General features: G+C 55.2%; 24 protein-coding genes and 1 riboswitch. Of the genes, 9 read left to right on the top strand and 15 right to left on the bottom strand.

Annotated elements, in window-relative coordinates:
- Position 1 precedes the first annotated feature (1 nt).
- From mraY to leuO, 11 genes are all read right to left on the bottom strand, one after another.
- Positions 2 to 1,084: a phospho-N-acetylmuramoyl-pentapeptide-transferase gene (mraY, locus tag ACWWFX_RS14335; protein WP_015965924.1), complete on the bottom strand. Its 1,083-nt coding sequence runs from the start codon at positions 1,082 to 1,084 to the stop codon at positions 2 to 4.
- Entirely contained in the window at positions 1,078 to 2,436 is a 1,359-nt protein-coding gene (gene murF, locus ACWWFX_RS14330) for a UDP-N-acetylmuramoyl-tripeptide--D-alanyl-D-alanine ligase (protein ID WP_473224099.1), read from the bottom strand. Before murF ends, mraY begins: the two co-directional genes overlap by 7 nt.
- Complete coding sequence (gene murE, locus ACWWFX_RS14325; RefSeq protein ID WP_473224098.1) at positions 2,433 to 3,920, bottom strand: UDP-N-acetylmuramoyl-L-alanyl-D-glutamate--2,6-diaminopimelate ligase; 1,488 nt, start codon at positions 3,918 to 3,920, stop codon at positions 2,433 to 2,435. The genes murF and murE overlap by 4 nt, the downstream gene beginning before the upstream one ends.
- Positions 3,907 to 5,673 (bottom strand): peptidoglycan glycosyltransferase FtsI, encoded by a 1,767-nt coding sequence (gene ftsI, locus ACWWFX_RS14320; RefSeq protein ID WP_149463100.1) that lies wholly within the window; start codon positions 5,671 to 5,673, stop codon positions 3,907 to 3,909. The genes murE and ftsI overlap by 14 nt, the downstream gene beginning before the upstream one ends.
- A gap of 15 nt (positions 5,674 to 5,688) precedes the next feature.
- Positions 5,689 to 6,054, bottom strand: coding sequence for a cell division protein FtsL (gene ftsL, locus ACWWFX_RS14315; RefSeq protein WP_015965928.1), 366 nt, complete (start codon positions 6,052 to 6,054; stop codon positions 5,689 to 5,691).
- On the bottom strand, positions 6,051 to 6,992 hold the full coding sequence (gene rsmH / locus ACWWFX_RS14310; protein WP_473224097.1) for a 16S rRNA (cytosine(1402)-N(4))-methyltransferase RsmH: 942 nt from the start codon (positions 6,990 to 6,992) through the stop codon (positions 6,051 to 6,053). The genes ftsL and rsmH overlap by 4 nt, the downstream gene beginning before the upstream one ends.
- Before the next feature lies 1 nt (position 6,993).
- Positions 6,994 to 7,452 carry a division/cell wall cluster transcriptional repressor MraZ gene (gene mraZ / locus ACWWFX_RS14305; protein WP_041686318.1) on the bottom strand — a complete coding sequence of 153 codons (459 nt, stop codon included), beginning with the start codon at positions 7,450 to 7,452 and terminating at the stop codon, positions 6,994 to 6,996.
- Positions 7,453 to 8,043: 591 nt separating this feature from the next.
- On the bottom strand, positions 8,044 to 9,048 hold the full coding sequence (cra, locus tag ACWWFX_RS14300; RefSeq protein ID WP_015965931.1) for a catabolite repressor/activator: 1,005 nt from the start codon (positions 9,046 to 9,048) through the stop codon (positions 8,044 to 8,046).
- Between the two features lie 178 nt (positions 9,049 to 9,226).
- Positions 9,227 to 9,718 (bottom strand): acetolactate synthase small subunit, encoded by a 492-nt coding sequence (gene ilvN, locus ACWWFX_RS14295; RefSeq protein ID WP_015965932.1) that lies wholly within the window; start codon positions 9,716 to 9,718, stop codon positions 9,227 to 9,229.
- A gap of 2 nt (positions 9,719 to 9,720) precedes the next feature.
- A complete protein-coding gene (gene ilvI, locus ACWWFX_RS14290) occupies positions 9,721 to 11,445 on the bottom strand; it encodes an acetolactate synthase 3 large subunit (protein WP_473224096.1) in 1,725 nt (574 codons plus the stop codon).
- A gap of 388 nt (positions 11,446 to 11,833) precedes the next feature.
- The gene (leuO, locus tag ACWWFX_RS14285) at positions 11,834 to 12,805 is read right to left on the bottom strand and encodes a transcriptional regulator LeuO (protein WP_473224095.1); all 972 of its coding nucleotides are present in this window, start codon (positions 12,803 to 12,805) and stop codon (positions 11,834 to 11,836) included.
- 589 nt (positions 12,806 to 13,394) lie between these two features.
- Here leuO and leuL point away from each other — a divergent pair.
- The 5 genes from leuL (at position 13,395) to leuD (ending at position 18,264) form a co-directional block, all read left to right on the top strand.
- Positions 13,395 to 13,490, top strand: coding sequence for a leu operon leader peptide (gene leuL / locus ACWWFX_RS14280; protein ID WP_199538657.1), 96 nt, complete (start codon positions 13,395 to 13,397; stop codon positions 13,488 to 13,490).
- A gap of 92 nt (positions 13,491 to 13,582) precedes the next feature.
- The gene (leuA, locus tag ACWWFX_RS14275; protein ID WP_276221766.1) at positions 13,583 to 15,154 is read left to right on the top strand and encodes a 2-isopropylmalate synthase; all 1,572 of its coding nucleotides are present in this window, start codon (positions 13,583 to 13,585) and stop codon (positions 15,152 to 15,154) included.
- On the top strand, positions 15,154 to 16,245 hold the full coding sequence (gene leuB, locus ACWWFX_RS14270; RefSeq protein ID WP_015965936.1) for a 3-isopropylmalate dehydrogenase: 1,092 nt from the start codon (positions 15,154 to 15,156) through the stop codon (positions 16,243 to 16,245). Before leuA ends, leuB begins: the two co-directional genes overlap by 1 nt.
- A 2-nt stretch (positions 16,246 to 16,247) precedes the next feature.
- Complete coding sequence (gene leuC, locus ACWWFX_RS14265; RefSeq protein WP_276221769.1) at positions 16,248 to 17,648, top strand: 3-isopropylmalate dehydratase large subunit; 1,401 nt, start codon at positions 16,248 to 16,250, stop codon at positions 17,646 to 17,648.
- A 10-nt stretch (positions 17,649 to 17,658) separates the two neighbouring features.
- The gene (leuD, locus tag ACWWFX_RS14260; protein WP_276221771.1) at positions 17,659 to 18,264 is read left to right on the top strand and encodes a 3-isopropylmalate dehydratase small subunit; all 606 of its coding nucleotides are present in this window, start codon (positions 17,659 to 17,661) and stop codon (positions 18,262 to 18,264) included.
- Between the two features lie 105 nt (positions 18,265 to 18,369).
- Here the strand turns inward: leuD and ACWWFX_RS14255 are convergent, their stop codons facing one another.
- Positions 18,370 to 19,548, bottom strand: a complete 1,179-nt coding sequence (locus ACWWFX_RS14255; protein WP_276221773.1) for a sugar efflux transporter — start codon at positions 19,546 to 19,548, stop codon at positions 18,370 to 18,372.
- A gap of 85 nt (positions 19,549 to 19,633) precedes the next feature.
- Positions 19,634 to 19,786, bottom strand: coding sequence for a glucose uptake inhibitor SgrT (gene sgrT, locus ACWWFX_RS14250; protein ID WP_473224094.1), 153 nt, complete (start codon positions 19,784 to 19,786; stop codon positions 19,634 to 19,636).
- A gap of 87 nt (positions 19,787 to 19,873) precedes the next feature.
- On the opposite strand from sgrT, the gene sgrR reads away from it, so the two are divergent.
- The 4 genes from sgrR (at position 19,874) to thiQ (ending at position 24,987) form a co-directional block, all read left to right on the top strand.
- Entirely contained in the window at positions 19,874 to 21,529 is a 1,656-nt protein-coding gene (sgrR, locus tag ACWWFX_RS14245) for an HTH-type transcriptional regulator SgrR (protein ID WP_473224093.1), read from the top strand.
- Positions 21,530 to 21,565: 36 nt separating this feature from the next.
- Positions 21,566 to 21,657, top strand: a riboswitch (TPP riboswitch).
- 30 nt (positions 21,658 to 21,687) lie between these two features.
- The gene (gene thiB, locus ACWWFX_RS14240; protein ID WP_473224092.1) at positions 21,688 to 22,671 is read left to right on the top strand and encodes a thiamine ABC transporter substrate binding subunit; all 984 of its coding nucleotides are present in this window, start codon (positions 21,688 to 21,690) and stop codon (positions 22,669 to 22,671) included.
- A complete protein-coding gene (thiP, locus tag ACWWFX_RS14235; protein ID WP_473224091.1) occupies positions 22,647 to 24,257 on the top strand; it encodes a thiamine/thiamine pyrophosphate ABC transporter permease ThiP in 1,611 nt (536 codons plus the stop codon). The genes thiB and thiP overlap by 25 nt, the downstream gene beginning before the upstream one ends.
- Complete coding sequence (gene thiQ, locus ACWWFX_RS14230; protein ID WP_473224090.1) at positions 24,241 to 24,987, top strand: thiamine ABC transporter ATP-binding protein ThiQ; 747 nt, start codon at positions 24,241 to 24,243, stop codon at positions 24,985 to 24,987. Before thiP ends, thiQ begins: the two co-directional genes overlap by 17 nt.
- A 39-nt stretch (positions 24,988 to 25,026) precedes the next feature.
- Here thiQ and ACWWFX_RS14225 read toward each other — a convergent pair whose 3' ends face one another.
- Both ACWWFX_RS14225 and araC read right to left on the bottom strand, forming a co-directional pair.
- Complete coding sequence (locus ACWWFX_RS14225; protein ID WP_473224089.1) at positions 25,027 to 25,794, bottom strand: DedA family protein; 768 nt, start codon at positions 25,792 to 25,794, stop codon at positions 25,027 to 25,029.
- Positions 25,795 to 25,923: 129 nt separating this feature from the next.
- Positions 25,924 to 26,769, bottom strand: a complete 846-nt coding sequence (gene araC / locus ACWWFX_RS14220) for an arabinose operon transcriptional regulator AraC (RefSeq protein ID WP_015965945.1) — start codon at positions 26,767 to 26,769, stop codon at positions 25,924 to 25,926.
- Between the last annotated feature and the right edge of the window lie 55 nt (positions 26,770 to 26,824).

Below are 26,824 nucleotides of genomic sequence, written 5' to 3'. Positions count from 1 at the left end.
ATTAACGTACCTTCAGCGTAGCCAGGCCAATCAGCACCAGCATCAGCGAAATAATCCAGAAGCGCACAATGACGCGCGGTTCCGGCCAGCCTTTCAGTTCATAGTGGTGGTGAATCGGTGCCATACGGAAGATGCGCTGACCGCGCAGCTTGAAGGAACCGACCTGCAAAATCACCGACAGCGTTTCAACCACAAACACGCCGCCCATAATCACCAACAGGAACTCCTGACGCAGCAGCACGGCGATAATGCCCAATGCGCCGCCCAGCGCCAGCGAACCGACATCGCCCATAAAGACTTGTGCCGGATAGGTGTTAAACCACAGGAAGCCCAGCCCTGCCCCGACAATCGCGGTGCAGACGATAACCAGCTCCCCCGCATGCCGCAGATACGGAATATGCAGATAGTTAGCGAAGTTCATGTTACCGGTCGCCCACGCTACCAGAGCAAAACCACCGGCAACGAAGACGGTTGGCATGATAGCCAGGCCGTCCAGACCATCGGTCAGGTTCACCGCGTTACCGGTGCCCACTACCACGAAATAGGCCAGCAGAATGTAGAACAGCCCCAGCTGCGGCATCACGTCTTTAAAGAACGGCACCACTAGCTGCGTGGCTGGCGTATCTTTACCCGCCAGATACAGCGCGAACGCCACGCCCAGCGCAATCACCGACATCCAGAAATATTTCCAGCGCGCGATCAGGCCCTTGGTGTCCTTACGGACAACTTTGCGATAGTCATCGACAAAACCAATAATGCCGTAGCCGACCAGCACCACCAGCACGCACCAGACGTACGGGTTGGACGGATAAGCCCACAGCAACACGGAAACCACAATCGCGGTGAGGATCATGATCCCGCCCATTGTCGGCGTACCGCGTTTGCTGAAGTGCGATTCCGGACCGTCGTTACGCACAACCTGTCCGAAGGAGAGTTTCTGTAAATGGGCGATCATGCGCGGGCCCATCCACAATGAGATGAACAGCGCGGTCAGCAGGCTGACGATGGCGCGAAACGTCAGATAGGAAAAGACGTTAAAGCCGGAATAATATTTGACCAAATGTTCGGCCAGCCAAACTAACATGTCCCGTTCTCCTGTAATGCGCGTACTACCTCTTCCATGGCGGCACTACGTGATCCTTTCACCAGAATGGTGAGGGTTTGCTGTTCATTAATGAGCGTTTTAAGACGCGCAATGGCTGCTGCTTTGTCGGTGAAATGCTCGCCGACGCCGCTGGCAGAACTGATTGCCTGACTTAATTTACCAACGCTTAAGACTTTATCGATGCCCGCCGTTTTCGCAGCGTCGCCAACCTGAATGTGGCAGGCTTCACTTTCCGCACCCAGTTCGGCCATATCGCCTACCACCAGCACGCGATAACCCGGCATCTCTTCGAGCACCTGCACCGCAGCGGTCATCGAACCGACGTTGGCGTTATAGGAGTCGTCGAGCAGTAGTTGGGTGTCGCTCAGGTGAATCGGGAACAAACGCCCCGGAACGGAAGTCAGCTTCGCCAACCCGGCTTTCACCGCGTTTAAGTCCGCACCCACCGCCATCGCCAGTGCCGTCGCGGCCAGCGCGTTAGCAATGTTGTGGCGACCCGGCAGCGGCAGCAGTACGTCTACGTCGCCGGTTGGCGTTTGCAGCGTAAATTCGGTGCCATGGCTGGTAACGTGAATATTGGTCGCGGTGAAATCGCTGTTCGCCGCATTCGGCGAGAAGCGCCACACTTTGCGCGAGCCAATAATCGCTTGCCAGTTCAGCCAGTCGTTGTTGTCGGCATTCAGGATAGCGATACCGTTAACCGGCAGGCCGGTGAAAATCTCACCTTTGGCTTTTGCCACGCCCGCCAGCGATCCGAACCCTTCCAGATGCGCCGCCGCGAGATTGTTCACCAGCGCAGCTTCCGGGCGAGTCAGGCTTACCGTCCAGGCGATTTCGCCCTGATGGTTGGCACCCAGTTCAATCACCGCGAATTCGTGTTCTTTCGTCAGGCGCAGTAATGTCATCGGCACACCGATGTCATTATTGAGATTGCCTGCGGTATAAAGCGTGTTGCCGCACTGACCCAGAATGGCGGCGGTCATCTCTTTCACCGAGGTTTTACCGGAAGAGCCCGTCAGCGCGACGACGCGCGTTGGCACTTGCTGGCGAACCCATGCCGCCAGTTCACCGAACGCCAGACGGGTATCCTTCACCACCAGTTGCGGCAGTTCGATATCCAGTTTGCGGCTGACTAACAGCGCACCCGCCCCACCCTCTTTCGCTTTTTCAACGAAATCGTGGGCGTCAAAACGTTCGCCTTTCAGGGCCACAAACAGGCAGCCCGGCGTTAATTTGCGCGTATCGGTGGTGACATCTTCGATACGCAGGTCAGCACCATTCAGTTCACCGTGCAGAATGCCAGCCAGTTCGCTAAGCGTTACGCTAATCATGCGATCACTCCCAGCAGACGCGCTGCGGTTACACGGTCGGAATAGTCGAGACGTTGAGTGCCGACAATTTGATAATCTTCATGACCTTTACCGGCCAGCAGCACCAGGTCATCAGGCTTCGCCTGCATGATGGCGTTAGTGACCGCTTGCGCACGCCCTTCCATCACTTTCGCGTGACCGGCGTCAAGCATGCCCGCCAGAATGTCGTTGATGATAGCGCGCGGCTCTTCGGTACGCGGGTTGTCATCCGTAACGACCGCGATATCGGCAAACTGCTCAGCAATCGCGCCCATCAGCGGGCGTTTACCTTTATCACGGTCACCGCCGCAGCCAAAGACGCACCACAGTTTGCCTGCGCAGTGCAGACGCGCCGCTTCGAGCGCTTTTTCCAGCGCATCCGGCGTGTGAGCGTAATCGACAACCACCGTCGGTTTACCCGGTGCGCTAAACACTTCCATACGGCCACAAACCGGTTGCAGGCGGGAAGCGGTTTTCAGCAGATCCGCCAGCGGATAACCGAGCGCCAGCAGCGTGGCCAGCGCCAGTAACAGGTTGCTGACGTTGAATGCGCCCATCAGGCGGCTTTCGATTTCGCCGTCGCCCCAGGTGGAGCTGAAACGGATGGTTGCGCCGCTGTCGTGATAGTTCACCTCGGTCGCTTTTAACCAGCGCCCGTGGCAGTTCGGATTGATGTGATCTTCCATCGACACTGCAACCGCGTCCGGCAATCTTGCCAGCCAGCGGCGGCCCACTTCATCGTCGGCGTTAACAATCGCCTGGCCGCAGTGGTGCGTGGAGTACAGCAGCCATTTCGCTGCTTCGTAATGTTCCATATCACCATGATAATCAAGGTGATCGCGGCTCAGGTTAGTAAACACAGAAGCCACAAATTTCAGTGCCGCCACGCGGTGCTGTACCAGCCCGTGGGAAGAGACTTCCATTGCCGCCAGCGTCGCGCCCTGGTCTGCCAGGCCGGACAGCACGTGCTGAACATCAACCGCTGAACCGGTGGTATTTTCTGTTGGGATCACTTTACCCAGCAGGCCGTTACCGACCGTGCCCATCACCGCGCTGGTTTCGCCCAGCAGTTGCCCCCACTGTGCGAGCAGTTGGGTGGTGGTGGTTTTACCGTTGGTGCCGGTCACGCCCACGAGGCGCAAACGGTCAGACGGTTCATGGTAGAAGCGCCCGGCCAGTGCCGATAAGCGCTCCGTCAACTGGCTGAGGTAAATAACCGGGACACCGTGCATTTCACGGATTTCGCCATCGGTCGCTTCATCTTTTGCCTCGGCTATAATGGCAGCTACACCTTGCGCAATTGCCTGCGGGATATAACGACGCCCGTCCGCCTGATGACCAACCACCGCTACGAAGAGATCGCCCGATGCAGCCACACGGCTGTCGAGTGTCATCTCTCGCAGTGCTCGCTCCGGCGCATTTGGCACCCACGGAGCGAGAAGGTCGCGCAAATTACGATCTGCCACCTGTTCCCTCGCCTTGATTAATCACAAATTCACTTTTTTCGCCCGTTGCCAGCGCATCCGGTTCGATGTTCATGGTACGCAGAACGCCGCCCATGATGGCACCGAAGACCGGCGCGGAAACGGCGCCGCCGTAGTATTTACCTGCCTGCGGGTCGTTGATGACCACCACCAGCGCAAAACGTGGCTGGCTGGCTGGCGCAACGCCCGCGGTGTAAGCAATATATTTATTGATGTAACGCCCGTCTGGCCCCACTTTTTTCGCCGTACCGGTTTTGATGGCGATGCGATAGCCTTTGATCGCCGCTTTCACGCCGCCGCCGCCAGGCAGCGCCACGCTTTCCATCATGTGAACCACGGTACGTACGATGGATTCCGGGAAGATACGTTCGCCAGGAACCGGAGGGTCAACTTTGGTTATCGACAGCGGACGGTAAACCCCGTAGCTGCCTATCGTTGCGTAGACTCGCGCTAACTGTAACGGCGTTACCATTAGCCCGTAGCCGAAAGAGAAGGTGGCCCTCTCTATGTCAGACCACCGTTGTTTTTGAGGATATAAGCCACTGCGTTCTCCGACCAACCCCAAATTGGTCGCTTTTCCCAATCCAAAACGTGAGTAAGTCTCTACTAACGCTGAGGACGGCATCGCTAACGCCAGCTTGGAAACACCGACGTTACTCGACTTCTGTAGTACCCCGGTCAGGGTCAATTCGCTGTAGCGCGCCACGTCTTTAATTTCGTGGCCGTTAATACGGTAAGGAATGGTATTCAGCACGGTATTTTCACGCACCACGCCGCGCTGCAACGCGGTCATTACCACCATCGGTTTAACCGTTGAACCCGGTTCAAACACGTCGGTGATGGCGCGGTTACGCATGGTGTCTTTGGCCGTGCCGGAGAAGTTGTTCGGGTTATAGGAGGGGCTGTTGGCCATCGCCAGCACTTCACCCGTGTTCACATCGACCAGCACTGCGCTGCCCGATTCCGCTTTGTTAAACGCCACGGCGTTGTTCAGTTCGCGGTACACCAGCGCTTGTAAACGCTCATCGATACTCAGCGCAAGGTTGTGCGCCGCCTGGCTGTCCGTTGAGGAGATATCCTCGATAACGCGCCCGTAGCGGTCTTTACGCACGATACGTTCGCCCGGTTGCCCGGTCAGCCACTTATCAAAGCTCTTCTCGACGCCCTCGATCCCCTGGCTATCGACGTTAGTGAAGCCAATAAGGTGAGAAGTGACTTCGCCTGACGGATAGTAACGGCGCGACTCTTCACGCAGATGAATACCCGGCAGTTTGAGTTTTTTGATGTAGTCCGCCATGTCAGGGTTAACCTGGCGAGCAAGGTAGATAAAGCGCCCTTTCGGGTTAGCATTGATACGGTTTGCCAGCTGATCCAGCGGCAGATTCAGCGCGGTGGAGAGCGCGTTCCAGCGATCGCCAACGCTCACACCGCCCGCATCATGCACTTCTTTCGGGTCGGCCCAGATGGCTTTCACCGGTACGCTCACCGCTAATGGGCGACCAGAGCGGTCGGTGATCATCCCGCGAGAAGTTGACACCTCCTGGACGCGCAGGGAACGCATGTCGCCCTGACGCACCAGCATATCCGGGTTGATTATCTGCAACCAGGCAACGCGGCCCAGCAGGAAGCCGAGAGCCACCAGAATACAGCCGCACAGCAACGCAAAACGCCAACTGATAAAGTTGGCCTGTTCTTCCTGACGTTTTGGTTTAAGCGTCTTTCCCGCTGCTTTCATGCGTTGCGATAATCCTTATTTCTGTACAACTATGTTTTCTTTTGACGGATCAACATGTTGCATTTGCAACTTTTCCGTGGCGATACGCTCAACCCGGCTATGATCGCCGAGGGCGTTCTCTTCTAAAATCAGGTTGCGCCATTCGATATCCAGCGCATCACGTTCCAGCACCAGCTGCTCGCGTTGGGCGGTTAACAGACGGGTATGGTGCGCCGTCGTCACCACGGTAACAGCCGTAACAATGATGCAAATGAACAGGCAGAGTGGCAGCTTCCCAAACCGCAAAAGATCGTCTCCGATAACGCCAGGCAAGGCATGGCGCTCGTTACTTCCAATCGATCCCTTAACTTTGCTTAGGGCTTCTGTCACTCTGCTGATCATGCGTTCGTCCTCTCTGCGATACGCAGCACTGAACTACGGGCACGTGGATTTTCAGCCACTTCTTCTTCGCCCGGCATCAACTTGCCTAGCGCTCGTAAATGACGGCCACCCAGCTTCCTGAGTTGCTCTTCAGTCATCGGTAACCCTGCCGGAACCTGCGGACCGCGGCTTTGCTCACGCATAAAGCGTTTTACAATACGGTCTTCCAGCGAGTGGAAACTGATAACTGACAGCCGCCCACCCGGGGCCAGCACGTCGATCGAGCCTTTTAGCGCCTGCTCTATCTCCTCCAGTTCACTGTTTACCCAGATGCGCACCGCCTGGAAGGTACGGGTCGCGGGATGTTTGAATTTGTCTTTCACCGGCATCGCCGCCGCCACCACTTCCGCCAGTTCTTTGGTGCGGGTCATGGGCTCAATGCGATTACGCTCAACGATGGCGCGAGCAATACGTTTGCCGAAGCGTTCTTCGCCATAGGTTTTAATCACCCAGGCGATATCCGCTTCGTCCGCCGTTTGCAGCCATTCGGCGGCAGACTGGCCGCGCGTCGGGTCCATACGCATATCCAGCGGCCCGTCGCGCATAAAGGAGAAGCCGCGTTCAGCATCGTCAAGCTGCGGTGAAGAGACGCCAAGATCGAGCAGAATGCCGTCGATCTTGCCTGTAAGTTCGCGCTCACTAACATAGTCAGCCAACGCGGAGAAAGGACCATGAATGATGGAGAAGCGAGGATCATCAATGGTGTTTGCTACGGCAATAGCCTGCGGGTCGCGATCGATAGCCAGCAGTCGCCCCTGCTCGCCAAGCTGCGAGAGGATAAGACGCGAGTGGCCACCGCGACCAAAAGTACCATCGATGTAGTTACCATCCGGGCGAATATTCAGGCCGTTGACGGCGTCGTCCAGCAGTACCGTTTTATGTTTAAAAGTTTCCATCATTTTATAAGGACAAATCCTGCAACCGTTCCGAAAGCGCGTCTGAAGCGGTTTGCTCAGCGTCGATATCTTCCCTGACCCGTTGATACCAGGTCGTTTCATCCCACAGTTCAAACTTGTTGAACTGCCCAACCAGCATCACTTCTTTTGTCAATCCGGCATGTTGCCGTAAAACCGGTGCGATCAAGAGTCGCCCCGCGTTATCCATTTGGCATTCGCTGGCATGCCCTAACAACAAGCGCTGTACGCGGCGCTCTGCGGGATTCATGCTCGACAAACGCGAGAGTTTTTGCTCGATGATTTCCCATTCGGGCAGGGGGTAAAGCAGCAGGCATGGGTGATGGATGTCAATGGTGCACACCATTTGACCGGTAGCGTTCTCAATCAGCGTATCCCGATACCGGGTAGGGACGGCTAAACGCCCCTTGCTGTCGAGATTGACTAACGTTGCCCCGCGGAACATGCCAGCTTCACCCCTTCTCGCCACTTTAACCCACAAATTCCCACCTAAAGGAGTTTACGGAGCAGAGGAAAAGCTTGTCAAGCCAGCATCATTGCCAACGGAGCTTAAAAACCCACTCTTTGCGGCCATTAATAGCCCCGATTAAATTCCGTACTACTGTCGAGGCAAATTAACGTCATGAATATGTGTAAGAAAAAAACTCAACAGATTCGTAACATTTTAAGGTCACTAAATATCATCGATAGAATATATAAAGTGTCAGTTTGCGACGCGAGCGGCATTTTAGGACATTCTGATGTCCGTTAACAGCCCTTGTTATGTCCGTTATCGGTATTTAAAAGGCTTGTCTGGCGCGGCGCGGAGGCCGGTCTGGAGAAGTGGCTGTTATTTCAGCATTCGCAGATATGAATGTAACAAAATAATTCATAATCGAGTTAATTTTACTTTCCATTTACTTAATTGACGACGTATCAAACGGATAATGCGGTAAATGAAATAAGAACCTTAAAAAAATGAGGATTATTCTGAATAATATAAGGCAGCTAATGATCTGGCGATAAAGACAATATAGATGCTCTATCGCCAGCAGGCTTAACGACGGCTCAGACTGCCCCGACGGTAAAGATTACGACGAATGCGGCTCAGGCCTGGCTTCGGTTTGCGCGGTTCATCGAGACTCGCCAGCACAATTTCCAGCACGCGTTCAGCGACATCGCGGTGACGCTGCGCCACTGCAAGCACCGGGCACTGCAGGAAATCGAGCAGTTCATTATCGCCGAAGGTGGCAATCGCCAGTTCAGAAGGCAGCTTCCCTTCGCGGCGCAGCGTCACGTCCATCACGCCCTGCAACAGGGCAAATGACGTCGTGAACAGCGCATCCGGCATAGGATGGGTTTCCAGCCATTTCTCAAACAGCACCGCCGCGGCTTCGCGTTCATAGCTGTTGGCGTAGAGATAGTGAACTTCGCGAGGGTCATCTTTCCACGCAGTACGGAAGCCCTGCTCACGCAGGAAGCTCACGGAGAGTTCCGGTAACGCACCTAAATAGAGGACCGTTTCAGCCGGGAACTTACGCAGCTCTTCCGCCAGCATTTCGGCATCGTCCTGATCGGCTCCGACGACGCTGGTGAAATGTTCGCGATCCAGCGCGCGGTCCAGTGCGACGATGGGGAATGAATCATTCGCCCAACGCTGATAGAAAGGATGTTCCGGCGGCAGAGAAGTGGAAACGATGATGGCATCGACCTGGCGTTGCAGCAGATGCTCAATACAGCGCATCTCGTTGTCGGGCTGATCTTCCGAACAGGCGATCAACAGCTGATACCCACGCTGACGCGCCTGGCGTTCAAGATAGTTCGCAATCCGGGTATAGCTGGTGTTTTCCAGGTCAGGGATCACCAACCCGATAGAACGCGTGCGTCCCGCACGTAAGCCGGCAGCGACGGCGTTAGGATGGTAGTTGTGCTCGCGCACCACGGCCATCACTTTTTCGACTGTTTTATCGCTGACGCGATACTGCTTGGCCTTACCGTTAATCACATAGCTGGCGGTGGTTCGCGACACACCGGCAAGCCGGGCGATTTCATCCAGTTTCACAATTGCCCCTTGCTTCAAAAAGTACAATCCATAACCATTGTTAAATTATGGAATAAAATTTATAACATCTAACCGCAGATTCCTGGCAGCGGCAATAGCTTTTGTTCGCAGTTATTGCCCGTTTCGCAAAAAAAAGCCCAACACGACGCTGGGCTACGTAAAACGGATGAGTTCTGCACTAACGCATGATCTTATCGCCGCGCGATAACCCCACTACGCCCGAGCGCGCCACTTCAACGATTCGGGCAACATCACGCAGCGACGCGAGGAACGCATCCAGCTTGTCGCTGGTGCCTGCCAGTTGAACGGTATAAATAGAGGGTGTGACGTCGATAATTTGCCCACGGAAGATTTCCGTGTTGCGTTTCACTTCGTCGCGCCCGTACCCGCTGGCCTGCACTTTAACCAGCATGATTTCACGCTCAACGTACGCGCCCTGGCCGATTTCATTCACCCGCAGCACATCCACCAGCTTGTGCAGCTGCTTTTCAATCTGCTCAATGGCTTTATCATCGCCGACCGTTTGAATGGTCATACGCGAGAGGGTTGGGTCGTCGGTTGGCGCAACGGTCAGGCTCTCAATGTTGTAGCCACGCTGCGAGAAAAGACCAATCACGCGTGACAACGCGCCCGATTCGTTTTCCAGTAATACCGATAATATCCGACGCATAATCAGGTTCTCTCCGTTTTACTCAGCCACATCTCGTCCATTCCGCCACCGCGAATATGCATCGGATAGACATGCTCACTGCCATCAACCGCCACATCGACAAACACCAGGCGGTTGTTGCGCACCTGCTCCAGCGCCTGCGCCAGTTTGCTTTCCAGCTCGTCAGGTGTGGTGATGCGTACTCCCACGTGACCATAGGCTTCAGCCAGGCGCACGAAATCCGGCAACGATTGCATATAGGATTGCGAGTGGCGACCGGAGTAAATCATGTCCTGCCACTGCTTCACCATGCCGAGATAACCGTTATTCAGGTTCAGCAACAGCACCGGCAGGTTGTACTGCAAGGCGGTGGAGAGCTCCTGAATGTTCATCTGGATACTGCCATCGCCGGTCACGCAGACGACCGTTTCGTCCGGCAGCGCCATTTTCACGCCCAGCGCAGCAGGCAGGCCAAAGCCCATCGTGCCAAGACCGCCGGAGTTGATCCAACGGCGCGGTTTGGCAAACGGATAATAGAGCGCAGCGAACATCTGATGCTGCCCCACGTCAGAGGTCACGTAAGCCTCGCCTTCCGTCAAACGCCAGATCGTTTCAATGACTGCCTGTGGCTTAATTTGATCGCTGTTTTTGTCGTAGCTCAGGCAGTGACGCGCGCGCCACTGCTCGATTTGTTGCCACCAGTCGCGGATCTCATCCAGCGGCTGCGTTGTCTCTTCTTGATCCAGCAGTTCCAGCATCTGCTCCAGCACCAGCCGCGCATCGCCGACGATCGGAATATCCGCCGCAACGGTTTTCGAGATCGACGTCGGATCGATGTCAATGTGCAGCACGGTGGCATCCGGGCAGTATTTCGCCAGATTATTGGTGGTGCGATCATCAAAGCGCACACCAACGGCGAAGATCACATCGGAATTGTGCATCGTCATGTTGGCTTCATAGGTGCCATGCATGCCCAGCATACCCAGCGCCTGCTGATGCGTTGCCGGGAATGCGCCGAGCCCCATCAGCGATGACGCCACCGGCAGATTCAGTTTTTCAATCAGCGTGCGTAATTGTTCATGGCACTCGGCGTTGACCGCCCCGCCACCAACGTAAACTACTGGTTTTTTGGCTGCCACCAGCGTTTGCAGCGCGCGCTTAATTTGCCCTTTGTGCCCGGTGGTGGTCGGGTTATAGGAGCGCATACTGACCGAATCGGGGTAGTGATACGGCAGCTTATTCGCCGGGTTGAGAATATCTTTCGGCAGATCCACGACGACCGGACCAGGGCGACCGCTGGCCGCCAGCCAGAAGGCTTTTTTCAGTACACCCGGAATATCTTCCGTTTGCTTCACCAGGAAGCTGTGCTTCACGACCGGGCGGGAGATCCCCACCATGTCGCACTCCTGGAAGGCGTCATAGCCAATCAGCGAGGTCGCCACCTGACCGGAAAGCACCACCAGCGGGATGGAGTCCATATAAGCTGTTGCGATCCCCGTAATCGCGTTGGTCGCGCCCGGCCCGGATGTCACCAGTACCACGCCGACTTCGCCCGTCGCGCGCGCAAGGCCATCCGCCATATGCACCGCCGCCTGCTCATGGCGCACCAGCACATGATCGATTCCGCCAACGGTATGCAGCGCATCGTAGATATCGAGGACCGCGCCCCCGGGATAGCCAAAGACCTGCTTCACGCCCTGATCGATTAACGACCGGACGACCATCTCGGCGCCAGACAACATCTCCATGGTTTGCCTCCAGGCTGATATTTTGATGATGGCAGAATTCATTTCCGCGCAATCATGCCGCACGGTCAGCCAACTGACCGCGCATGCTTATGTAATTACCATAATGAAACAACATAACCGCTCAGCATCAGGCAGGCAATCGGCGTAACTACGGAGTCTTAAAGGGGAAAAAGAAGAAAAGAAAGCAAACAACAATAAAGGTGGTGGAATAATTCAACGATAAGAAAAGCGTTTGGCAGATACTCGGAGGAATACGCGTTTCGTAGCAAAACCTCCATTTTTTATCACCCGACGACAAATCATCACGGGCAACAACAGAATAAAATTCTTTATTTTTACTTCAGTGCAAAATAAACCGGATGCTTTCACATCCGGCTATTCTTTTGTATTACTGATGACGGCAAACGTTCACCAGCAGCTCTTCCATCCACTGATGACCACGGTCTCTGCCGGCAGCTTCATGCCAGGAAAGATAGCAGGTACGGCTATTTAGCTTCATCGGCAGCGGCAGAACTTGCAGCGCAAGTTTCTCGGAAAACTCTTCAGCCAGCCAGCGTGGCGCAATGGCGACAAGATTAGTTTGCGAAACCACATTTAATACGCTGATCAGCGCCATGCCCTGATAAGCAATGCGGCTTTGTCTGTCCGGCGTGTCATACCACGGCTGACTAAATGACGCGTAGCGATCCAGCGCAACGACAGCATGCTCTTCCTGATACACTGAGTATTCGGTTAACGGCCCGTTGATGCGCAGATGTTTTTTGCTGGCGACCAATACCATCTCATCATTAAATAACGGTACGCAGGCAAATTCCGGGCGACGGAACTCTTCATATCCCAGAACGAATTCAATTTCCTGGTAGCGCAGCTGATGTTCGGTATTCTGATTTAAGGATGACTTAAATACTAAATGGATATTTGGTGCTATTTCTGCAACGCGGTTAAAAATAATCGATGTTAAATAGTTATCCAGTGGGCTACATACGCAAAGATTAAATACGCGTTCGCTGCTGACAGGTTCAAAACCCGACCCTGGCAGTTCATTTTGCACCAGTTGTAAAGCCTGGCGAACAGAACCGAAAAGCTGGAATGCACGCGCGGTAGGTTGAATACCACGACCATAGCGCACAAATAGCTCATCATTAAACATCACCTTCAAACGCGCCACCGCGTTACTGACCGCAGGCTGCGACATACCCAGCATATGTGCGGCACGAGTAATGTTTTGTTCCTGCATCACGGCGTCAAACACAGTCAGCAAGTTGAGGTCAACCATTCTGAGTTGAGGTTTGCTACTTTCATGAAGATTACCGCTATGCTGTTCCGGTTTCATTACTACACTTTCTGACTCCACTGTCATGCTAAACTCCCTTTGCAAAATCGCAGAAATATATTATGACAATATGATTTACCATGCATATAAGATCCAAAAAAGAGAAATTGATAAAATTAGGAATTCATAAAGGCGAAAGCCGGCGAGTCATCCAGGCCATAAATGAAATTCACATCAAGAAAACTAATTAGATGTAGTGTACCCATAGATTTGGTAAATAAACAACAGCACTTATAATTAACGATACTTTAAGTTTTATTAAACTGTTATATTTCCCGTTGAAATTTATTAACGTTTTTTTAGCAATTCCCCTTCCGATATATTCACAATAAAAATGTTTAAGTTGAAGAAACACCATTGAATCAGCGCGATAAGCCAGCGGCCCAGGCGCCACAACATCGTAAGCAATTGCCAAAAAATATTTTTATTTGCGACAAAATATAAAAATGATTGCCGGACCAAAAAACGATCCTCTGCATTTTGTGACATCCGTCAGCACAATTAGCTAATTTAAACCCTATCCAGGAAGGTCATTGGCACAGGCTTTTAACCAACAAGTGTTGACATCAATCATCATATCCAGTACCACTAAAAGCATATCGAATTCATCTGGAGCATGACGACAATGATCCGCACTACTCGTTTCAACGGTCTACTACTACTAAACGCCTCTTTTGTGCGCGGTAGACTGCTGGACGACGTTAAGCGTTAAGTCATCATCCAGTAAGAATCAGAACCCGCGCCGTTGCGCGGGTTTTTTTTCGCTCGTAGCAAGGCGCCCCAAGTGAACTAAGGACCTCAAACATGAGCCAACAAGTCATTATCTTCGATACCACCTTACGTGACGGCGAACAGGCGTTACAGGCAAGCCTGAGTGTGAAAGAAAAGCTGCAGATTGCCTTCGCCCTTGAGCGTATGGGCGTCGATGTGATGGAAGTCGGTTTTCCGGTCTCTTCACCGGGCGACTTCGAATCGGTACAGACCATTGCCCGCAACATCAAAAACAGCCGCGTCTGCGCACTGGCACGTTGCGTCGAGCACGACATTGATGTGGCAGCCGAGTCCCTGAAAGTGGCGGAAGCATTCCGTATTCATACCTTTATCGCCACTTCACCGATGCACATCGCCACCAAGCTGCGCAGCACGCTGGACGAAGTGATTGAGCGCGCGGTGTATATGGTGAAACGCGCCCGTAACTACACCGATGACGTTGAGTTCTCTTGTGAAGATGCGGGCCGTACCCCGATTGACCAGTTGGCGCGCGTGGTTGAAGCAGCGATTAACGCGGGCGCCACCACCATCAACATCCCGGATACCGTCGGTTACACTATGCCGTTCGAATTCGGCAATATCATCACTGGTCTGTATGAACGCGTGCCGAATATCGATAAAGCGATTATCTCCGTTCACACCCATGACGATTTAGGCCTGGCCGTTGGCAACTCTATCGCCGCAGTCCATGCGGGTGCGCGTCAGGTTGAAGGCGCGATGAACGGTATCGGTGAGCGCGCCGGTAACTGCTCGCTGGAAGAAGTCATCATGGCGATTAAGGTGCGCAAAGACATCATGGATCTGCACACCAACATCAACCACAATGAAATCTGGCGTACCAGCCAGACCGTTAGCCAGATCTGCAACATGCCGATCCCGGCCAACAAAGCGATCATTGGCAGCGGCGCCTTCGCGCACTCCTCCGGTATTCACCAGGACGGCGTGCTGAAAAACCGCGAAAACTACGAAATCATGACCCCGGAATCCATCGGCCTGAATCAGGTACAGCTGAACCTGACCTCTCGCTCTGGCCGTGCGGCAGTGAAACACCGCATGGACGAGATGGGCTACAAAGAGTCCGATTACAGCATGGATCAGCTGTACGACGCCTTCCTGAAGCTGGCAGACAAAAAAGGCCAGGTCTTCGATTACGACCTGGAAGCGCTGGCGTTCATCAACAAACAGCAGGAAGAGCCAGAGCATTTCCGTCTGGACTACTTCAGCGTGCAATCAGGCTCCAGCGATATCGCCACCGCATCCGTCAAGCTGGCCTGCGGCGATGAAGTGAAAGCCGAAGCCGCCAACGGTAACGGCCCGGTCGATGCCATTTACCACGCGATTAACCGTATCACGCAATACGACATCGAACTGGTGAAATACGGCCTGAGCGCCAAAGGCCACGGCAAAGATGCGCTGGGTCAGGTGGATATCGTCGTTACCCATAACGGTCGTCGCTTCCACGGCGTTGGCCTGGCGACTGACATCGTTGAATCCTCAGCGAAAGCGATGGTTCACGTCCTGAATAACATCTGGCGTGCCGCCGAAGTGGAAAAAGAGTTACAACGCAAAGCTCAGAATAACGAGAACAAAAAGGAAACCGTGTAATGTCGAAGAATTACCATATTGCTGTGTTACCAGGTGACGGTATTGGCCCGGAAGTCATGACACAGGCTTTGAAAGTACTGGAAGCGATTCGTCAACGTTTCGATATGCGTATCACCACCAGCCACTACGATGTGGGCGGTATCGCGATTGATAATCACGGTACGCCGCTGCCGAAAGCCACCGTTGAAGGGTGCGAGCAGGCTGACGCCGTGCTGTTTGGCTCCGTAGGCGGCCCGAAATGGGAACATTTGCCGCCGAACGATCAACCTGAACGCGGAGCGCTGCTGCCGCTGCGTAAGCACTTCAAACTGTTCAGCAACCTGCGCCCGGCCAAACTGTATCAGGGGCTGGAGGAGTTCTGCCCGCTGCGCGCCGATATCGCCGCCAACGGTTTCGACATTCTGTGCGTGCGAGAATTGACGGGCGGTATCTACTTCGGCCAGCCGAAAGGCCGCGAAGGCAGCGGTCAGTACGAAAAAGCGTTTGATACCGAGGTGTATCACCGTTTCGAAATTGAGCGTATTGCGCGTATCGCGTTTGAATCAGCGCGCAAACGTCGTCACAAAGTGACCTCCATTGATAAGTCCAACGTGTTGCAGTCCTCCATTCTGTGGCGTGAAATCGTTACCGAAATTGGCCGGGAATATGCGGACGTTGAACTGAACCATATGTATATCGACAACGCCACCATGCAGATGATCAAAGATCCGTCGCAGTTTGACGTGGTGCTGTGCTCCAACCTGTTCGGCGACATTCTCTCTGACGAATGCGCGATGATCACCGGCTCAATGGGCATGCTGCCTTCCGCCAGCCTGAATGAGCAAGGTTTCGGCCTGTATGAACCGGCGGGCGGCTCTGCGCCGGATATCGCCGGGAAAAACATCGCCAACCCGATCGCTCAGATCCTGTCGCTGGCGCTGCTGCTGCGCTACAGCCTGGACGCGAACGACGCGGCAGATGCCATTGAAAACGCGATCAACCGCGCGCTGGAAGAAGGTATCCGCACCGGCGATTTAGCACGCGGCGGCGCGGCGGTGAGTACTGATGAAATGGGCGATATCGTGGCCCGCTATATCGCTGAAGGGGTGTAATCATGGCAAAGACGCTGTATGAAAAATTGTTCGATGCCCACGTGGTTTATGAAGCGCCCAGCGAAACGCCGCTGCTGTACATCGACCGTCATCTGGTGCACGAAGTCACGTCTCCGCAGGCGTTTGATGGCCTGCGCGCGCACAATCGCCCGGTACGTCAGCCGGGTAAAACCTTCGCCACCATGGACCATAACGTTTCAACGCAAACCAAAGATATCAACGCGTCCGGCGAGATGGCCCGTATTCAGATGCAGGAACTGATTAAAAACTGCAACGCGTTCGGCGTCGAACTGTACGACCTGAACCACCCGTATCAGGGCATCGTGCACGTGATGGGGCCGGAACAGGGTATTACCCTGCCGGGCATGACCATCGTCTGCGGCGACTCCCACACCGCCACCCACGGCGCATTCGGTGCGCTGGCATTTGGTATCGGCACCTCCGAAGTGGAACACGTGCTGGCGACGCAAACCCTGAAACAGGGTCGCGCCAAAACCATGAAGATTGAAGTCAAAGGCACCGCCGCACCGGGCATCACCGCGAAAGACATCGTGCTGGCGATTATCGGCAAAACCGGCAGCGCAGGCGGCACCGGACACGTGGTGGAATTCTGCGGCGACGCTATCCGTGCCCTGAGCATGGAAGGCCGCATGACCCTGTGCAACATGGCGATTGAAATGGGCGCGAAAGCGGGCCTGGTCGCCCCGGATGACACCACCTTTAACTACGTCAAAGGCCGTCTGCACGCGCCGAAAGCGAAAGATTTCGACGATGCGGTCGCGTACTGGAAAACCCTGCATACGGATGAAGGCGCGAAATTTGACGCTACCGTTACCTTACAGGCCGAAGAGATCGCCCCGCAGGTCACCTGGGGCACCAACCCAGGCCAGGTGATCTCCGTCAATGACAATATCCCTGATCCTGCTTCGTTTACCGATCCGGTGGAACGCGCATCAGCGGAAAAAGCGCTGGCCTATATGGGCCTGAAATCGGGCGTACCGCTGACGGAAGTGGCGATCGATAAAGTGTTTATTGGTTCCTGTACCAACTCGCGCATCGAAGATTTGCGCGCGGCGGCTGAAATCGCCAAAGGGCGTAAAGTCGCACCGGGCGTACAAGCGCTGGTTGTGCCAGGCTCCGGCCCGGTAAAAGCGCAGGCGGAAGCGGAAGGTCTGGATAAGATCTTTATCGAAGCGGGCTTCGAATGGCGCTTACCGGGCTGCTCCATGTGTCTGGCGATGAACAACGATCGTCTGAATCCGGGCGAACGCTGCGCATCCACCAGCAACCGTAATTTTGAAGGCCGTCAGGGCCGTGGTGGCCGCACGCATCTGGTCAGCCCGGCAATGGCCGCCGCCGCCGCCGTTAGCGGTCATTTCGCCGATATTCGCAGTCTGAAATAAGGAAACCATCATGGCAGAGAAATTTACCCAACATACCGGGCTGGTGGTTCCGCTGGACGCGGCGAACGTCGATACCGACGCCATCATTCCAAAACAGTTTTTACAGAAAGTGACGCGCACCGGCTTTGGTGCGCACCTGTTCAACGACTGGCGTTTCCTGGACGATAAAGGCGAGCAGCCGAATCCGGAATTCGTGCTGAACTTCCCGGTGTACAAAGGCGCGTCGATTCTGCTGGCGCGGGAAAACTTTGGCTGCGGCTCCTCGCGTGAACACGCACCGTGGGCGCTGACCGATTACGGTTTTAAAGTGGTCATTGCCCCGAGCTTCGCCGATATCTTCTACGGCAACAGCTTCAACAACCAGCTGCTGCCGGTGACGCTCAGCGATGCGCAGGTTGATGAACTGTTCGCGCTGGTGCAGGCGAATCCGGGCATCAGCTTTGAGGTGGATCTGGAAGCGCAGGTGGTGAAAGCTGGCGAGAAGTCTTACAGCTTTAAGATTGATGATTTCCGCCGCCACTGCATGTTGAACGGTCTGGACAGCATCGGTCTGACGCTTCAACACGAAGACGCTATTTCGGCGTATGAGAATAAGCAGCCAGCGTTTATGCGCTAGTGCAGCTTTGCCGGATGATGCTTCGCTTGTTCGGCCTACGGACGTGAATCCTTTGTAGGCCGGATAAGGCGTAGCCGCCATCCGGCGGTTTGATGCGCAACACCCTTAAACGTCTTTCACCCTGCTGGTCATAAACAGCGTCACCAGCGAGATCCCGGCAATCACCCAATACACCATCGCGTGACCATAGCTTTGCGCAATGGCCCCCTGAATCACCCCGGCCAGAATCACGCCCGTGGAAATACTGTTGGTAAACAACGTCGTCGCCGCCCCTGCACGGCCCGGCATTAAATCCTGGAACCACAGCATGCCAATCCCGGCGACAATGCCGATAAACACCGCGTTAAACAGTTGCAAAATCAACAGCGCCGTTTCGCTGTGGAACAGAATCAACCCAACGTAAAACAGCACGCCAAACGCCACCGATGTCACCATCATACGACGCTTACCAAAGCGTTTGACGTAATACCCCGCGAGGATCATCGCCGGAATTTCCAGCCCGGCGGCGGTACCCATCAGGATCCCGGCCAGTTTATCCGGCAGGCCAAGATCGCTGCTGATCCACAGCGGCATGTCGATGATATACATGGTGTTGCAGGTCCACATCAGCGTCGAGGCGATGAACAGCATCCGCACGTTAGGATCGTTCCAACCGCTGACCTGAGTGATTTCAACGTCCGCCGCCTGTTCAATGCGCGCCACCGAGGGCAGCATCAGCGCAATCATCGCCAGGCTAATGGCAAAAATCCCGGCGGCAATGGCGAACATCATCGTAAAGCCGTAATTCAGCGCCAGCATAAACGCCAGCGGCGGGCCAATGACCCACGCCAGCGAGAGCTGCGCACGCATCACCGAGCTGAACATCACCACTTCCCGCGCCGAGCTGTCGGCATATTCGCGGGCCAGCGCAAACAGCTGCGGCATCGCGGCGTTGGCAATCGACGCGAGCAAAACGCCGCAGGTGATCAGCGTTAAATAGTGGCGATTAAACGCAAACAACAACGCGTTACCCACCGCCATCAGGCAGCAGAACATAATGAGCTTGCGACGATCGCCCTGGCTGTCGGAGCGTTTCGCCAGCCACAGGCTGACCAGAATCCCGGCGATGGCGTTCACCGTGTAAAACAGCCCCACCCAAAACGGCTGAGCGCCGACTTCCCGGCTGAGAAACAGGCTCAGCGTCGGCGCCTGCAGCGCCCCCGCCACGCCCATCATAAACGCCACCAGCATAAAGGCCGCGTAGACACCGTTGAGACGTCGTCCCATCGTCATAATCCAGAGCATGAGAAATCCTTTAGCGCGCGAGAAATAAAAAAAGCCAGCAGATAATACCTGCTGGCAAATACTCAGTCACACATGATTTGGCGATTTAGTGTTCAGAGGTCGAGCGCGTAACCTCCCACTGCATCAGATCATCAAGCATTTTGAACCGCATCCCTGCCATCTGGCGGGCCAGCCAGGAAACATGACGTGTTGCGTTAAAATAGTGCTGATAAAACTGACCTGTGGTTGACCTCTTCATATTCACCTCCCCGCTTCATCGATATTGATTATTGGCTTAATATAGGGATTAATAAATTGCTGAGTTTTTATCAGGAGTTCCCCTTTTATGCCTTCTGGTCGACTGCAACAACAATTCATCCGTCTGTGGCAATGCTGCGACGGCAAAGCGCAGGAAACGACGCTGAACGAACTGGCGGAGCTGCTGAGCTGCTCGCGTCGCCATATGCGAACCCTGTTAAACACCATGGAAGCGCGCGGCTGGCTAACCTGGGAAGCCGAGGCCGGGCGCGGTAAACGCTCGCGATTAACCTTCCTCTATACCGGGTTGGCATTGCAGCAGCAGCGGGCGGAAGACCTGCTGGAGCAGGACAGAATTGACCAACTGGTACAGCTGGTTGGCGACAAATCGACGGTGCGACAGATGCTGGTTTCTCACCTGGGCCGTAGCTTCCGCCAGGGGCGACACATTCTGCGTGTGCTCTACTACCGCCCGATGCAAAATCTGTTGCCCGGCACGGCGTTACGTCGATCTGAAACCCATATCGCGCGGCAAATTTTCAGCGCCCTGACGCGCATAAATGAGGAAAACGGGGAACTGGAAGCCGATATTGCGCACCACTGGAAGGAGATATCCCCTCTGCACTGGCGCTTTTATTTGCGTCCAGGCATTCATTTTCATAATGGCCGCGAGCTGGAGATAGAAGACATCATCCATTCGCTGGAACGCATTAACAGGCTGCCGCTCTATTCTCATATCACTCAAATAGTGTCACCAACCGCATGGACGCTGGATATCCATCTCTCCCACGCGGACCGCTGGCTACCGTGGCTGCTCGGTCATACTCCGGCAATGATCCTGCCGCACGAGTGGTCATCCATGCCGCATTTCTCCCGCCAGCCGGTTGGAACCGGCCCTTACGCGGTGGTGCGCAATAACCAGAATCAGCTCAAAATTCACGCCTTTGAAGAGTATTTCGGGTTTCGCGCATTAATAGATGAGGTGAATGTTTGGGTATTACCCGACGTGGCGGAAGATCTCAGCTGTGGTCTGACGTTACAGGGCACTACCCAGAGCGAACAGGCCGTCGAAAGCCGGCTTGAAGAGGGATGCTACTATCTGCTGTTTGACGCCCGCTCGTCGCGCGGCGCCAATCAGCACGTACGCCAGTGGTTAAGCCACGTGCTGGCCCCGGCGAATTTGCTCTATCACGCCAGCGAACAGTACCAACAGTACTGGTTCCCGGCCTACGGCCTGCTGCCCCGCTGGCACCACGCGCACAGCAAAACCCACGAAAAACCCGCCGGGCTGGAGCGCATCACGATTGGTTTCTATCGCGATCATGTCGAACATAAAGTGATTGCCCGCATCATGGCACAACTGCTGGCCGAGCATCAGGTCACACTTGAGATTAACGAAGTGGACTATGACGAATGGCACAGCGGCGAGGTGGTCAGCGATGTCTGGCTCAACAGCGCCAACTTCACGCTACCGTTAAACTTCTCCCTGTTCGCGCATCTTTGCGAAGTGCCGCTGCTTCAGCACTGCATCGCCCGTGACTGGCAGGCAGATATCCGACAGTGGCATGCGGGCGAACTGGATCTCCCGACCTGGTGCAAACAGTTGCTGGAACAACAGGCAATTGTGCCGCTCATCCACCACTGGCTGCGCATTCAGGGGCAACGCAGTATGCGCGGCGTGCGCATGAACACCCTCGGCTGGTTCGACTTTAAATCCGCGTGGTTTGCCCCGCCGGATCCATAGCGCTTTTGATTTATTCACGTAATCATTACAATAGCGAGCTACTCAACGGGGTGCATAAATTTGCTGAGAGATACCCGTCGAACCTGATCCGGATAACGCCGGCGGAGGGATTTGAGGCCAACTCAAAATCCTTTGCCACCTGCTCACTGAGGTGCAAAGTGTTAAAAAAATGTCTGCCGCTGCTGGCGCTTCTCGCCCTGCCAGCTTTCGCCAAACCGGTACTCACGGTTTACACCTATGATTCCTTCGCCGCCGACTGGGGCCCAGGCCCGGTGGTGAAAAAAGCCTTTGAAGCCGACTGTGACTGCGAGCTGAAATTTGTGGCGCTGGAAGATGGCGTTTCACTGCTTAACCGCCTGCGCATGGAAGGCAAAAAGAGCAAAGCCGACGTGGTGCTGGGGCTCGATAACAACCTGCTGCAAGCCGCCAGCCAGACAAATCTGTTCGCCAAAAGCGGCGTGCCGACGAGTAACGTTACCGTTCCCGGCGGCTGGAAAGATGACACCTTTGTTCCCTTCGACTACGGCTATTTCGCCTTCGTTTACGATAAAAACAAACTGAAGAATCCGCCGAAAAGCCTGAAAGAACTGGTCGAGAGCGACCAGAAATGGCGGGTGATTTATCAGGACCCGCGCACCAGCACGCCGGGCCTGGGCCTGCTGCTGTGGATGCAAAAAGTGTATGGCGATAAAACAGCTGAAGCCTGGCAGAAACTGGCGGCGAAAACCGTCACCGTGACCAAAGGCTGGAGCGAAGCGTATGGTTTATTCCTGAAAGGGGAAAGCGACCTGGTGCTGAGCTACACCACCTCTCCGGCGTATCACATTATCGAAGAGAAAAAAGATAACTACGCCGCCGCCTCATTTGCCGAGGGGCATTATTTGCAGGTGGAAGTGGCGGCGCGGACCGCCGCCAGCAAACAGCCTGAACTGGCCGAAAAATTCCTCAAGTTTATGATTTCCCCTGCGTTCCAGCAGGCCATTCCGACGGGTAACTGGATGTATCCGGTGGCTGACGTGACGCTGCCCGCCGGCTTTGAGACGCTCGATAAACCGAAAACTGCCCTAGAATTTACCCCGCAGGACGTCGCCGCACAGCGTCAGAACTGGATCGCGACATGGCAACGCGCCGTCAGCCGTTAATTCCCGGCTGGATTTGGCCTGGAGTGACGGCGGCGACGCTTATCGTCGCCGTGGCGCTGGCCGCCTTTCTGGCACTGTGGTTTAGCGCCCCGGATGCCAGCGGGCAGACGCTGCTGGCGGATAGCTACCTCTGGCACGTCGTGCGTTTCTCCTTCTGGCAGGCGTTTCTCTCCGCGCTGCTGTCGGTTGTGCCCGCTATTTTCCTCGCCCGCGCGCTCTATCGCCGTCGTTTCCCTGGCCGCGAAACATTGCTGCGCCTGTGCGCAATGACGCTGATTTTGCCCGTACTGGTCGCGGTATTCGGCATCCTCAGCGTCTACGGGCGTCAGGGCTGGCTGGCGCAGATACTCACATCACTCGGGCTGGAGTGGCATTTCTCGCCTTATGGATTGCAGGGCATCCTGCTGGCGCACGTGTTCTTCAACATGCCAATGGCAACCCGCCTGCTGCTTCAGGCGCTGCAGCAAATCCCCGGCGAGCAGCGCCAGCTTGCCGCTCAGCTTGGGATGCGCGGGTTCAATTTCTTTCGCTTCGTGGAATGGCCCTGGCTGCGTCGGCAAATTCTGCCCATCAGCACGCTGATCTTTATGCTCTGTTTTGCCAGCTTTGCCACCGTGCTATCGCTGGGCGGCGGGCCGAAAGCCACGACCATTGAACTGGCGATTTATCAGGCGCTCAATTTTGATTATGACCCGGCGCGGGCGGCGATGCTGGCGCTGATCCAGATGGCGTGCTGCCTGACGCTGGTGCTGGTTAGCCAGCGTCTGAGCAAGGCGATTGCCGTCGGTAATACGCAAATGCAGGGCTGGCGCGACCCGGACGATCGTCTGCACAGCCGCCTTAGCGATGGCCTGCTGATTACGCTGGCCCTGTTATTAATGCTGCCGCCGCTGCTGGCGGTACTGGTCGATGGCATCAACACGGCGATGCTCAACGCCCTGCGACAACCGCCGCTCTGGCAGGCACTGTGGACCTCGCTGCGCATCGCCGTCTCCGCTGGCGTGCTCAGCGTGGTGCTGACCATGATGCTACTGTGGAGCAGCCGCGAACTGCGTGCGCGTAACGCGCCGCTTGCCGGGCAAACGCTGGAACTGAGCGGCATGTTGATTCTTGCCATGCCGGGGATTGTGCTGGCGACCGGCTTTTTCCTGCTGCTGAATAATACTATCGGGCTGCCTGACTCCGCCGATGGCATCGTGATTTTCGCCAATGCGCTGATGGCCATCCCCTACGCGTTGAAAGTGCTGGAGACGCCGATGCGCGATATTACCGCGCGTTATACACCGTTGTGTGAGTCGCTGGGGCTGGAAGGGTTTAACCGTTTAAAAATCGTGGAGTTGCGCGCACTTAAACGGCCCCTCGCCCAGGCGCTGGCGTTCGCCTGCGTCCTGTCGATTGGCGATTTCGGTGTGGTGGCGCTGTTTGGCAATGATGATTTCCGCACGCTACCGTTTTATCTTTACCAGCAAATAGGCTCTTATCGCAGCCAGGATGGCGCGGTGACCGCCCTGCTTCTGCTGCTGCTCTGTTTCCTGCTTTTTACCGTGATTGAAAAACTACCGGGACGCGATGCTAAAACTCAATGATGTTACCTGGCTTTATCAGCATTTACCGATGCGCTTTAGTCTCTCCGTGGCGCAGGGCGAAACCCTCGCCATTCTTGGGCCGAGCGGGGCGGGGAAAAGTACGCTGCTGAATCTGGTTGCCGGTTTTCTGACGCCTGCCAGCGGCGAAATTGTGATTAACGGCGAGACGCATACCCGTACGCCGCCCGCCCGTCGCCCGGTATCGATGTTGTTTCAGGAAAACAACCTGTTCAGCCACCTGAGCGTGCAGCAAAACATTGGGCTGGGGATGTCGCCTTCGCTGAAACTGAACGATGCGCAAAAACAGAAGTTGCAGGCGATCGCCCAACAGATGGGGCTTGAGTCCTTGCTGACGCGCCTGCCGGGTGAGCTTTCCGGCGGCCAGCGTCAACGTGTGGCGCTGGCGCGTTGTTTGGTCCGTCAGCAGCCGATTTTGCTGCTGGATGAACCTTTTTCCGCCCTCGACCCGGCGCTACGTCAGGAGATGTTGCAACTGGTGAAAGCGGTATGTGAACGTGAGCAGATGACGTTGTTGATGGTGTCTCACAGCGTGGAAGATGCGGCGCGGATTGCGCCACGCGCGATAGTGGTTGCCGACGGACGCATTGCGTGGGATGGCGAAACGACGGCGCTGCTGAGCGGTCACGCCAGCGCGTCGCATTTACTCGGCATCGCTGCGCCGGATGGCGCTTCGCTTATCCGGCCTACTCGTTCGCATCTATTTTTGTAGGCCGGATAAGGCGTTTACGCCGCCATCCGGCAAACTGCGCTAAAGCCCAACCACCTTGCGCAAAATCTCGATGTAAACAGGCATCAACGGATGGCGGATTGCCGCCACCAGCGCCACGACACCTACACCGAGCATCAACGGGGCCACCCACAGCAAACGCTGGCGCGGCAGGTAAACGGTCAGACGATCTTTCGCCGCTTTTCCGCTGCGCCACAAGCGCCAGCACAACCACGCAGCAATCCACAGCAGCAACGCCGCTGACAGCAGCAGCCACTTAAAGCCACCGCTTTGCATATCAGCAGGAATATCAATCGCGGCCCCCGCCAGAATCCCCGGCAGGAAGTAAATCGGCGGCCAGAGCAGGCAACCAATAATATTCGGCGGAATAAACTTCGAAACCGGCAGGTCGAGCATTCCGGCAACCATCGGCATCACCGGGCGCGTTGGCCCGACAAAGCGCCCGACCAGAATGGTGAACATGCTGTGCTGATGCAGCGCGTGCTCGGTTTTATCCAGCAGCGCCTTGTTCTTTTTCATAAACGACCAGCGATGCAGTGGCTTTTTAAAGCGCCAGCCGAGCCAGAAGGAGATCCAGTCACCCAGCAAACAGCCCACGATACCGACCAGCCACGCCTGCCAGAAATTAACCTCGCCGCTGCCAATCAGTGCGCCCAGACCCGCCATCATCACCGTGCCCGGCAAAATCAGACCGACCAGCGCTAATGATTCCAGAAAAGCCACCAGCGCGACCGCGACAAGTGAATAGGTCGTGGACTGGGTAATAAAGTGTTCCAGCAGTGCTTGCATAGTGTGTCCGGTTTGAAAACGAATCGGGGATTCTGGTCATCACCCCGCCTTTCGTCAAGCCATCAATTGTCTGAATAGTTTACTGGCAAAGACAATACTCCACACACCGCCTTTCCTTTTCTTTACTTTTTATTCACAACCCGCGCGGAATTCGCTCGGGCTTGCGCCGGTACATTTCTTAAAGACGCGAGAAAAATAGAGTTGATCTTCAAAGCCTACGTTGCGCCCCACGGTGGCAATCGGCATACGCGTGGTACTGAGCAGCAATTTCGCCTGACTGATGCGTTGATCTTCGCGCCAGCTCAGCACGCTCACGCCAAGCTGCTGACGGAACAGATGCGACAGACGCGACGGCGACAGGCAGACGTGCTGCGCGACGCTTGCGATATCGAAATGGCTATCGGCCAGGTGATCGCTGATGTACTGGCAGGCATCGCGTACCCGGTTATCCATCGGCGGATGCAGCGATTCATTGATGGCTTCCATACGTCGCAGCAAAAGCTGTTCCAGCAGGTTGATCGCCAGCAATTCTGAATAACGCCCAACGCCCTGCCCGGCATCAATAATTTGCCCAAACAGCGCGGAAATCGACGCCTGATGCGCTTCATCCGGGCGGAAAAAACCGGTTTGCGCATGAATGGTCGGCCAGTTCAGCCATTCATGCCAGTAGGCGCGAGGGCGGAAATAAACCCACTGGTGATACCATTCGCTGGCGTCCGGATGACGTCCGTAGTGATGAATTTCGCCAGGGGGAAAGAGCAGCATATCGCCTTCCCGACAAATAAACTGCTGCCCCTGATTTTCAATCACCCCCTCCCCTTTCACCGTCAGGTTAAGAATAAACCCCTTCATGCCCAACGGCCGGTCGATAAAGAAATCGAGATAACCTCCGGCATCAATCGGCGTCAGCCCGGCGACCAGGTGCGCGTTAAAGGAGTAACCCGGCAGCAGGGGATCGTTTTGCAATTCAGGCATTTTCAGTCTGCTCTCCGCATGTTGTGAAGAAACCAATTATCCATATTCACGTTTT

The sequence above is a fragment of the Pseudocitrobacter sp. 2023LY-00077 genome, assembly GCF_055796175.1.
This window is presented reverse-complemented; position numbering and strand designations above follow the sequence as displayed.

Coding starts and splice junctions, on each gene's coding strand:
- mraY (WP_015965924.1), bottom strand. CDS start 1,084: ATGTTAGTTTGGCTGGCCGAACATTTGGTCAAATATTATTCCGGCTTT.
- murF (WP_473224099.1), bottom strand. CDS start 2,436: ATGATTAGCGTAACGCTTAGCGAACTGGCTGGCATTCTGCACGGTGAA.
- ftsI (WP_149463100.1), bottom strand. CDS start 5,673: ATGAAAGCAGCGGGAAAGACGCTTAAACCAAAACGTCAGGAAGAACAG.
- ftsL (WP_015965928.1), bottom strand. CDS start 6,054: ATGATCAGCAGAGTGACAGAAGCCCTAAGCAAAGTTAAGGGATCGATT.
- rsmH (WP_473224097.1), bottom strand. CDS start 6,992: ATGATGGAAACTTTTAAACATAAAACGGTACTGCTGGACGACGCCGTC.
- mraZ (WP_041686318.1), bottom strand. CDS start 7,452: ATGTTCCGCGGGGCAACGTTAGTCAATCTCGACAGCAAGGGGCGTTTA.
- ilvN (WP_015965932.1), bottom strand. CDS start 9,718: ATGCGTCGGATATTATCGGTATTACTGGAAAACGAATCGGGCGCGTTG.
- ilvI (WP_473224096.1), bottom strand. CDS start 11,445: ATGGAGATGTTGTCTGGCGCCGAGATGGTCGTCCGGTCGTTAATCGAT.
- leuO (WP_473224095.1), bottom strand. CDS start 12,805: ATGACAGTGGAGTCAGAAAGTGTAGTAATGAAACCGGAACAGCATAGC.
- leuL (WP_199538657.1), top strand. CDS start 13,395: ATGACGACAATGATCCGCACTACTCGTTTCAACGGTCTACTACTACTA.
- leuA (WP_276221766.1), top strand. CDS start 13,583: ATGAGCCAACAAGTCATTATCTTCGATACCACCTTACGTGACGGCGAA.
- leuB (WP_015965936.1), top strand. CDS start 15,154: ATGTCGAAGAATTACCATATTGCTGTGTTACCAGGTGACGGTATTGGC.
- leuC (WP_276221769.1), top strand. CDS start 16,248: ATGGCAAAGACGCTGTATGAAAAATTGTTCGATGCCCACGTGGTTTAT.
- leuD (WP_276221771.1), top strand. CDS start 17,659: ATGGCAGAGAAATTTACCCAACATACCGGGCTGGTGGTTCCGCTGGAC.
- ACWWFX_RS14255 (WP_276221773.1), bottom strand. CDS start 19,548: ATGCTCTGGATTATGACGATGGGACGACGTCTCAACGGTGTCTACGCG.
- sgrT (WP_473224094.1), bottom strand. CDS start 19,786: ATGAAGAGGTCAACCACAGGTCAGTTTTATCAGCACTATTTTAACGCA.
- sgrR (WP_473224093.1), top strand. CDS start 19,874: ATGCCTTCTGGTCGACTGCAACAACAATTCATCCGTCTGTGGCAATGC.
- thiP (WP_473224091.1), top strand. CDS start 22,647: ATGGCAACGCGCCGTCAGCCGTTAATTCCCGGCTGGATTTGGCCTGGA.
- thiQ (WP_473224090.1), top strand. CDS start 24,241: ATGCTAAAACTCAATGATGTTACCTGGCTTTATCAGCATTTACCGATG.
- ACWWFX_RS14225 (WP_473224089.1), bottom strand. CDS start 25,794: ATGCAAGCACTGCTGGAACACTTTATTACCCAGTCCACGACCTATTCA.
- araC (WP_015965945.1), bottom strand. CDS start 26,769: ATGCCTGAATTGCAAAACGATCCCCTGCTGCCGGGTTACTCCTTTAAC.